Here is an 8,741-nt window from a genome sequence, read left to right as displayed (position 1 = left end):
CACCGAGGCCGGATTGCTCACGTTCGGCCCTGGTGAGTTGGTGTGGTTGCCCCGCGGCTCGGTCCGCAGTCTCGCTGCCGGCGCCGAGGGCCTTGCCTATCTGACTGTGCACCGCCGCCGGCCGGGGATGCAGATCCGCTCGAGCGGACAGGCGGCCGCCGATGGCTGAGGTCTTGAGCAGGTCCCGCGAGCGGCACGGGCGACGCTGAGCTCGCGGAGAGCGGTTCGCCGGTTCGGGTGGTGGTGAGAGGGTCCGGATCGGTGGTGCGGCGGATCGGGGTTCAGTCAGCCGGCGTTCGGACATCGTCGGGCGTGGTGGATTTGTCTGTGGTGCCGTCCAGCGTGGTCTCGCAACGCCAGAGTCGATGTAGCCCGGGCAGACCAGCGGGGGTGATGACCGGCCTCGGCTACGCCCGGGCCGGGCCTAACCTCCGCGCCCGCGGACCGATTCCAAAGCTCGGTTCGCCGGCCCGTCGAGGGGTAACCGCGCCGCATGGTGAGCATCGGGTACTTCCTGTCCTGCGAGGAGTTCGGCCCTCGTGAGTTGGTGCGGCAAGCGCGACTCGCCCAGCAGGCCGGTTTCGAGCGGCTGTGGATCTCCGACCACTACCACCCGTGGAACCACGCGCAGGGCAACAGCCCGTTCGTCTGGTCGGTGATCGGCGCCCTGTCCGAGGCGACCACGCTGCCGATCAGCACAGCGGTCACCTGCCCCACGGTACGGATCCACCCCGCGCTCATCGCCCAGGCCGCCGCCACCGCAGCAGTCCAGTGCGAAGGCCGGTTCGTGCTCGGGGTGGGCAGCGGCGAAGCGCTCAACGAACACATCCTCGGTGACCGCTGGCCACCGGGCGCGGTGCGCCTGGCGATGATCGAGGAGGCCATCGGCGTGATCCGCGAACTGCACACCGGCCGGGAGGTGAGCCACCACGGCCGGCACTACACCGTCGAGAACGCCCGGATCTACACCCGCCCAGAGCAGCCGGTGCCGATCTACGTCTCCGGGTTGGGGCCGCGCGCCGTCCGGCTGGCCGGGCAGGTCGGCGACGGGTACTGCACCGTCAGGCCCGACCCCGACATGGTGCAGCTGTTCCGCTCGTCGGGCGGCGCGGACAAGCCGGTACAAGGCGGGGTGAAGGTGTGCTGGGCCGACAGCGAGGAGGCCGGGCTGGCGACAGCGCACCGGCTCTGGGCCAACGAGCTGCTGCCCGGCCAGCTCGCCCGGATACTGCCGCGGCCACAGGACTTCGAGCAGGCCGCCGCCCTGGTGTCCAAGGAGGCCGTCGGCCAGCGAATCGTGTGTGGGCCGGACCCGGAGCGCCACCGTGCCGCCGTGCGGAAATACGTCGACGCCGGATGCGACGAGGTCTACGTGCAGCAGATCGGCCCCGACCAGGACGCATTCTTCAAAGCCTGGGCGGACAAGGTGCTACCCCAGCTGCGCTGATGGCCCTGACGGCGGCGCAACGCGACGCCGGCTCGGCGGACCCGGCCCTGCCTACGCGGTCCGACTGGCGCGGCGCGTCGAGGCGTTAGCCGAGGCAGGAGCCGAACAACCATGTGGGCGGGGAATCCTAGAACTTCACCAGCTCACCGCCGCTCTCGGGCCGGCATCAGCGGCACCGGTTTCAGGCGTCCTCACGCTCGGGGCTCTCCAGCCGGAAGAAGTTGCTCGGCGTGCCGTCCTTTTTCTTGTCCTGGAAGATGAAGTTGAGTCGACGCTCGTCGAAGGTGCGGAACCATTCGTCCCAGCTGACGTGGCGCAGCTTCTCCCCGCCATAGCCGGGGAAATCAAGCGTGAGCACCCCGAGGTGGTCGCCGTGCTCGGTGCCCGGCACCGTGGCGGCCTGGGCCCCGCGATCCTGGGCCCACGTGCGGATCACCTCGTGGCTCGTGGTGACCAGGGTGTCGCCGGGATCCGCGTCCCTGATCTGGTCAGGGGACGTGATCGCCTCGGCGTACCTCACCGACTTCGAGGTCGCAGGCCCGGTGCGCGCACCGCCTTCTTCCTCGTTCTCGTTCTGTTCGGCCACGTTCTTCTCCATCCTGGTTCTGTCCGGGTGCTGGGTACCCCACGCGCCGCCGGGAACACCCGGCTACCGCCTCTGCGACCAACCCACGGCCACCTCGGCCCGCAGCCGCCCGGTTGGGGCACCGCGCCCCCGCTCCCGGATGGCTGAGTGCACGTCCCCCGGCTCCCCGTTCGCCGGAGTGGGCGTGGCGGCGGGGCCGGGGTAGCGGTCGCTGGCGGGGCTGGTCCGGTTGGGCGGCGTCGTCGAGAGGGCGCTCAGCGGTGGCTACGACGTCGGGTCGTCCGATTCGGTGATGGCGGGCAGCTTCCGGCACAGCCGATCGACCAGCTGCTGGCGGGTGGGCTCAGAGGGTGGTTCGGAGCCCACTACCGAGGTAACCAAGACGATGGCCGACCGTGCTCAGCTCCCGATTCCCGACCACGACCATTCCCCACACCTCTCGCAGCGCGCGCCATGCGGATGACCGATCCCGGGGTCAGAGCTGCCTGGCGACCTGCGGCAGCTCACAGACCCGCACGTCGGCGTTTGGCACCTGGGAGTGCACGGTGCTCGAGATGGCACTCGAGCGGGTCGACCACATCTCCGCCCATGCCCACTACGAGCACGTCGGCGACCTCGACGGCTTCCTCGCCTCAGGCGTCGACATGGATCGCACCGCGACGGCGGCGGCCCGAGCGCGCAGTGAGCCCGCGTCCCCGATCCTGCCTGTGTACCCGCGTGCTGCTGCCGCATCGCCACATGCTGAGCTGAGCCGACGCGACAGGCATCCGATTCGGCTCGGCGGGCGTAATCCGCCGCGGATGGGGAAGTCCCGGGCACATGGTCCAGCGCTGGTACCGAAACGGAGCGATCTACTCGGTCGACGTCGGGCTCTTCCAGGACACCAACGCCGACGGCGTCGGCGATTTCGCCGGGATGGCAAGTCGGCTCGACTACCTGTCGCGGCTGGGCGTGACGACGATCTGGCTCAACCCGATCCACCCGTCCCCGCGTCGGGACGGCGGGTACGACATCACCGACCACTACGGCGTCCACCCACGTTTCGGCAGCTTCGGGGATTTCTGCACCTTCCTGAACGGGGCGGGCGAACGCGGCATTCGGGTGATGCTGGACTTCGTGGTCAATCACACCAGCGACCAGCATCCGTGGTTCGTATCCGCGCGGACGGACCGCAACTCGCCGTTCCGAGACTGGTACGTGTGGTCGGACACCGAGCCCCCTGACCGCTTCGAGGGGCCGGTCTTCCCCGGGGTCGAGAACGAGGTCTGGACCTACGACGAGCGGGCCGGAGCCTGGTACCGCCACCGGTTCTACTCCTTCGAGCCCGATCTCAACACAGAGAACCCGGAGGTACGCGCGGAGATCCTCAAGATCGCGGAAGCCTGGTTACGGGTCGGCGCCGCGGGCTATCGCGTCGACGCGGCGCCGTTCTTGATCGAGCCGAAGCACCCGGACTCGCCACGGAAGGAGCCGGACTACACCTTGTTCCGGGAGCTGCGCGAGAGGGTGTCGTGGCTTCGCGGCGACGTCGCCCTGTTGGCCGAGGCGAACGTGTCGAACGAGGAGGTGCTCGAGTATTTCGGCTACGCGGACGGCTCGGCCAGCCGGTTCAACATGATCTTCGCCTTCCGGCTCAACCAGGCGATCATGCTCGCGCTGGCCCGCCAGGACGCCCGCCCGGTCGTGGCCACGGTGCGAGAACTTCCCGCCCTGCCCAGGCACGGACAGTGGGCGACCTTCCTGCGCAACCACGACGAGGTCGACCTGGGCCGGCTCACGCCGGAGGAGCGGCAGGAGGTGTTCGCGGCGTTCGGACCCGATCCGAACATGCACCTCTACAACCGCGGGATCCGGCGCCGGCTCGCGCCCATGCTCGGCGGGAACCGCCGCCGCATCGAGATGGCCTACAGCCTGCAGTTCACCATGCCGGGGACCCCGGTGATTCGCTACGGCGACGAGATCGGGATGGGGGAGAATCTCGAACTGCCCGAGCGAGAGGCGATCCGGACCCCGATGCAGTGGGACGACACCCCGAACGCGGGGTTCTCCCGGGCGGATCCGCGCGACCTGCCGGTGCCGGTGATCGGTGAAGGTCCCTACGGCTACAAGCAGGTGAACGTGACCGACGAGCGCCGCGACTCGCACAGCCTGCTGGTCTGGTTCGAGCGGACCCTGCACACCCTGCGCGAGTGCGAGGAGATCGGCACCGGTCAGCACGTGATGCTGGACGCCGGACCGCCCCACGTGCTCGTGCACCGCGCGACCGGGGAGACCGGCGCCATGCTGTTCCTGCACAACCTCGCTGATGTGCCTTGCCGGGTCGCCGTCGGCGAGCAGAGCGACCAACCCGGCCGGCCGCTCAGCGTGGCCGCCGACTCCCACTACGACGACAAGCTCGACCTGAACGCGCTCGATCTCGCCGGCTATGGCTACCGCTGGATCCGGCTGCGGCGTGACCCGTAGGACCTGTCGATGAGATCGGCCGGGCCATCGGTGTCAGGTTCGGGGGCCCGCTCGCCACGACGGCAAGAGGCGACCGGCACCGACCTTGCCGCTGCACACGCCGGGCCTGATGAGCAGCGACGCCTTGGAGCTGTGCGGCCGGCTCGTCGGCGCAGTCGAATTCGCCGAGGCCTCGACCGGCAGACCCTTGTCGGGCGGTGGCTACCTTCGTGGTCGTCCGTGCAGGTCCGACCGGAGCCGAGATGGAGGTGCGGTTGGGAGCTCGCCGGCGCGGCAGCCCCCGAGCGCGGCGGCGTCGAACTCGGGACGTGCACGTCGCCATCGAGGTCGCCGCGACCCCAGAGACCGGCGTGCCGACCCGCCAGAACGACCTGACGCTCATCAGGCGTCGCAGGTCGCCGTCCTCATCCACCGCTGTCGTGCCCGCGCCGGTACACCCGGCCTTCCCACGGTCGTAGCACGAGCGGGGGCCCGTCCGGCTCCGGCTCTGGAGGCTTCCCGATCAGCAGTTCTGTGCCGGCCCACTCGCTCGCGTCCGGCAGGTCCACGACGACGTCGGCGGCGGAGAAGTTCCCGAGGACGAGGAGTTCGATGCCGCCGAGCCGCCTGAGGAAGGCGTAGATCCGCTCGTCGTGCGGAAGGAGCATGTGGAAACTGCCGTGCACGACCGCCGCTTCGGTGTGCCGGAGCTCGATCAGCTTGATATAATGATGAAAAACCGAGTCGGGGTCGGCCATGGCGGCGGCGGCGTTGATCTCGGTGTAATTGGGGTTGACCTGAATCCATGGTCGAGCCGCGCTGAAACCGGCCCAGGGGCCGGCGTCCCATTGCATCGGCGTGCGGGCATTGTCCCGGCTCATCACCCGTAGCGCAGTGAGTGCCTCATCAGGCGTCGTCAGCCCAGGCCCCGTCATTGCGGCGTAGTGATTGAGCGATTCGATGTCGCGGAACTCGTCGATCGTCTCGAAAGGAGCGTTGGTCATCCCCAGTTCTTCGCCCTGGAAGATGTACGGCGTACCACGATGCAGATGTAGCACGGTGGCGAGCATCTTCGCCGAGGTCACCCGGTACCTGCGGTCGTCTCCGTAACGAGACACCACCCGCGGCTGGTCGTGATTGCTCCAGTACAGGCTGTTCCACCCGACGTCGGCCAATCCGGCCTGCCAGCGGCCGAGCGACGCCTTGAGGTCCCGCAGGTCGAGTCCGACGTAGTCCCATTTGGTCTCGCCCTGGTCGAGCTGGACGTGTTCGAACTGGAAGACCATGTCGACCTCGGCCCGCGCGGGGTCGGTGAACAGCCTTGCCTCGTCCACCGTCACGCCGGGCATCTCACCGACCGTGAGATACTTTCCCGGTCGGTCGGCGAAGACGTCGCGGTGCATTTCCTGCAGAAAGTCGTGGGTATGCGGTCCGCACACGTAGTGCTCGGATCCATCGGCGTACAGCTGATGAGGCAGGTGATGCCCGTCGGGCAGACTCGGATCCTTTGAGATCAGGTTGATGACGTCCATGCGGAACCCGTCTACGCCGCGGTCCAGCCACCAGCGCATCATCGCGTATACAGCCTGGCGAACCTCGGCGTTCTCCCAATTGAGATCGGGCTGCTTCCGAGAGAACAGGTGCAGGTAATACTCACCGGAATCGTCGTCGAGCTCCCACGCCGAGCCGGAGAATATCGATCCCCAGTTCGTCGGTTCCGCGCCGGGCGCGCCCGGTTCCATGCCATATCGCGGCGGCCGCCACCAGTACCAATCTCGCCTCGGACTGGACGTGCCCGACCGGGACTCCTCGAACCAAGGATGCTCATCGGACGTGTGGTTCACGACGAGATCCATGATCAGGCGCATCCCTCGCTCGTGCACGGCGTGCAGCAACTGTCGAAATCCTCCAGCCTGCCGAACAGCGAGTCGATATCCTGGTAGTCGCAGATGTCGTAGCCGTGGTCGTCCTGGGGCGACGGGTAGACCGGCGACAGCCACAGCACGTCGACGCCCAGCCTGACCAGGTAATCGAGTCTGGTCGTGATGCCCCCGAGATCACCGATCCCGTCGGCATTCGAATCGGCGAAGCTACGTGGATAGATCTGGTAGACAACGGCGCTCTTCCACCACTGATCGGCAGGAACCGAGGTCTGTGAGCCGGCGCCCGTCGTCACGCTCGGTTGTGGAGCCTCCGTCCGTGGGCACACGATTGCCTCCCCGGGTGCCTGATGGGCCGTGAACTTGTCGGATGCGGCCGCCTGCGAGGGAACCCGAGCTGACCGGCGATGTCGTCGAGCGGTTTCGCTCGGCGGCGTCCGGCCGCATACCCGGCCCACGGACTGGCGGGCTGAGCCGGCTTCGCGCCCCGGCCGTCAACGCCGCCGGATCGCCGGGGCCTCCGCCTTGCCGTAGGCCTCGCGCAGGGCCGGGATCAGCTCGCGCTCGGCGAACTCCAGGAACTCCGGCTGGGTGTCCCCGCCCACCTGCACCAGCGCGACGTGGGTGAACCCCGCCTCGACGAAGGGGCGAAATGCCTCAACGTGCGCGGTGACGTCGGGCCCGCACGGGATCGACGCAGCCACCTCCTCCGGTCGGACGGACTGGCTGGCAGCAGCGAAGGAGGCGGGGCCGGGTAGCTCGGCGTTGACCTTCCAGCCGCCGGTGAACCAGCGGAACTGTTCGTGCGCCCTAGCCACCGCCTCGGCCACATCGGGGCCCCAGCTGATCGGCAGCTGCCCGATCTTGGGCACCGTCGCGCCCGCCGCGTCGTCGAACCGGCGCACGAGGTCGGCCCTGGGCTGGACGGCCACCATCGCATCCGCCATCGGTGCGAACCTGTCGACCGACTGCCGGCCGGACACGGCGACGGCGATCGGCACGGGCTGCTCCGGGTGGTCCCACAGCTTGGCCGAGTCGACCCGGAAGTACTCGCCGGCCGTGTTGACGACGCCGCCGTCGAACAACGCGCGGATGATCTCGACCGCCTCGCCGAGCATCTCGTGCCGCACATTGGCCGACGGCCAGCCCTGGCCGATGACGTGCTCGTTGAGGTTCTCCCCGGCGCCGAGGCCCAGGGTGAACCGCCCCTCCCCCGCGAGGATCGCAACCGTCGCCGCCTGCTGCGCCACGACCGTGGGGTGATAGCGCATCGTCGGGCAGGTCACGAAAGTCATCAGGGCGACGCGTTCGGTGTCCGACGCGACGGCGCCGAGCACACTCCAGCAGTTCGGCGAGTGGCCCTGGACGTCAAGCCACGGGAAGTAGTGGTCGCTGATCACCTCGAAGTCGAACCCGGCGTTCTCGGCGGCGACGGCGTCGCCGACGAGCCCACGTGGGCCGCGTTGCTCGGTCATCAGGGTGTAGCCGAATGCGACCATGTCGTCCTCTCCGATCAAGGTATGTCGCCCAGCTCTCACCCCGGCCCGGCCGCACCGATATCCCGACGGAGCGCAACGTCCATCACCGGGCCGATCCGGCGGTGCGCTACCGTCCCGAGGTGCTGATCGTGCTGGGGCCGCGGTGTTCGCTGCCTCCGGAGAACTCGCCGCGATGCACTCCGGCCGCACGTGTTCGAGGGCGTCGTGCCGGCATGAGTGACCGCGCTCGGCGGGTGGACCCGGACGCGGTGCTGGCATACCCGCAGCCCACCCGGTGAAACTCGCCCGCTGGGACGCCGGGGACCCTTTTCCCGGGCACAGGCCCGTGGCAGACCCACGGTCAGGGCCGCGGCCGGTCGTCCGCCGCCTCCACGATCCGCTTCGCCAGGACGACCGCGGACAGGTAGGGCTCCTGGTCCGCTGATCCGCCCGCCTTCAGGGTCTGCTCGGCGTTCTGTGCGAGGGACTCCAGCAGGGTGGCGAGCGGTTCGGCGACGGAGGGGGAGAGGACGGTGATCCAGCGGGCGTTTTCGTGCACGTGCGGGTAGATGGGCTCCACCGGCTCCCCGAACAGATCCAGCGGGTCTTTCAGGCCGGGAAGCAGCGGCCCGCCACGATCAGATCCCGTGCGTGATCGGACGCCCGCTCCTTCAGTTCCACCGCCATGGTTCTTCCATCCGTGGTGGTGGCAGTGGTGGTCCGGCTGGCCCGACCTGGCTGCGTCGCTGCCGGTGCACGTCAGCCATCGTTCCCGCCGGGCGGAATCGGCTGGAGGTGGCGGAGGAACCAGTCCCGCGCCAGGCGGGCCACCTGCTCCAACGTTCCCGGTTCCTCGAACAGGTGCGTCGCGCCCGGGATGATCACTAGCCGGGTCTCGCCGGCCAGTT

At 68.9% G+C, this 8,741-nt stretch carries 6 protein-coding genes and 1 pseudogene; 2 read left to right on the top strand and 5 right to left on the bottom strand.

Annotation, left to right across the window (positions count from 1 at the left end; all coding sequences use genetic code 11):
- The first annotated feature begins 493 nt into the window (after positions 1 to 493).
- Positions 494 to 1,447 (top strand): TIGR03557 family F420-dependent LLM class oxidoreductase, encoded by a 954-nt coding sequence (locus JWR81_RS25630; protein ID WP_297658403.1) that lies wholly within the window; start codon positions 494 to 496, stop codon positions 1,445 to 1,447.
- Between the two features lie 181 nt (positions 1,448 to 1,628).
- On the opposite strand, the gene JWR81_RS25625 is transcribed toward JWR81_RS25630, so the two are convergent.
- Positions 1,629 to 2,033 carry a hypothetical protein gene (locus JWR81_RS25625; protein WP_297658401.1) on the bottom strand — a complete coding sequence of 135 codons (405 nt, stop codon included), beginning with the start codon at positions 2,031 to 2,033 and terminating at the stop codon, positions 1,629 to 1,631.
- A gap of 819 nt (positions 2,034 to 2,852) precedes the next feature.
- On the opposite strand from JWR81_RS25625, the gene JWR81_RS25620 reads away from it, so the two are divergent.
- A complete protein-coding gene (locus JWR81_RS25620) occupies positions 2,853 to 4,496 on the top strand; it encodes an alpha-amylase family protein (protein ID WP_297658399.1) in 1,644 nt (547 codons plus the stop codon).
- 404 nt (positions 4,497 to 4,900) lie between these two features.
- Here the strand turns inward: JWR81_RS25620 and JWR81_RS25615 are convergent, their stop codons facing one another.
- The 4 genes and pseudogenes from JWR81_RS25615 to JWR81_RS25600 all read right to left on the bottom strand — a co-directional run bounded on the left by JWR81_RS25615 (position 4,901) and on the right by JWR81_RS25600 (position 8,413).
- Positions 4,901 to 5,143 carry an alpha-glucosidase C-terminal domain-containing protein gene (locus JWR81_RS25615; protein ID WP_297658405.1) on the bottom strand — a complete coding sequence of 81 codons (243 nt, stop codon included), beginning with the start codon at positions 5,141 to 5,143 and terminating at the stop codon, positions 4,901 to 4,903.
- Positions 5,144 to 5,527: 384 nt separating this feature from the next.
- Positions 5,528 to 6,480, bottom strand: a pseudogene (locus tag JWR81_RS25610) (alpha-amylase family glycosyl hydrolase); the annotation flags it as partial.
- A 369-nt stretch (positions 6,481 to 6,849) separates the two neighbouring features.
- The gene (locus JWR81_RS25605) at positions 6,850 to 7,854 is read right to left on the bottom strand and encodes a TIGR03557 family F420-dependent LLM class oxidoreductase (protein WP_297658397.1); all 1,005 of its coding nucleotides are present in this window, start codon (positions 7,852 to 7,854) and stop codon (positions 6,850 to 6,852) included.
- A 340-nt stretch (positions 7,855 to 8,194) separates the two neighbouring features.
- On the bottom strand, positions 8,195 to 8,413 hold the full coding sequence (locus tag JWR81_RS25600; protein WP_297658395.1) for a hypothetical protein: 219 nt from the start codon (positions 8,411 to 8,413) through the stop codon (positions 8,195 to 8,197).
- Positions 8,414 to 8,741: the final 328 nt, after the last annotated feature.

It is taken from the genome of Pseudonocardia sp., assembly GCF_025965585.1.
In the GTDB taxonomy this organism is placed as follows: domain Bacteria; phylum Actinomycetota; class Actinomycetes; order Mycobacteriales; family Pseudonocardiaceae; genus Pseudonocardia.
The sequence above is the reverse complement of the archived record's forward strand: the minus strand, read 5'-3'. Positions and strand labels throughout refer to the sequence as shown.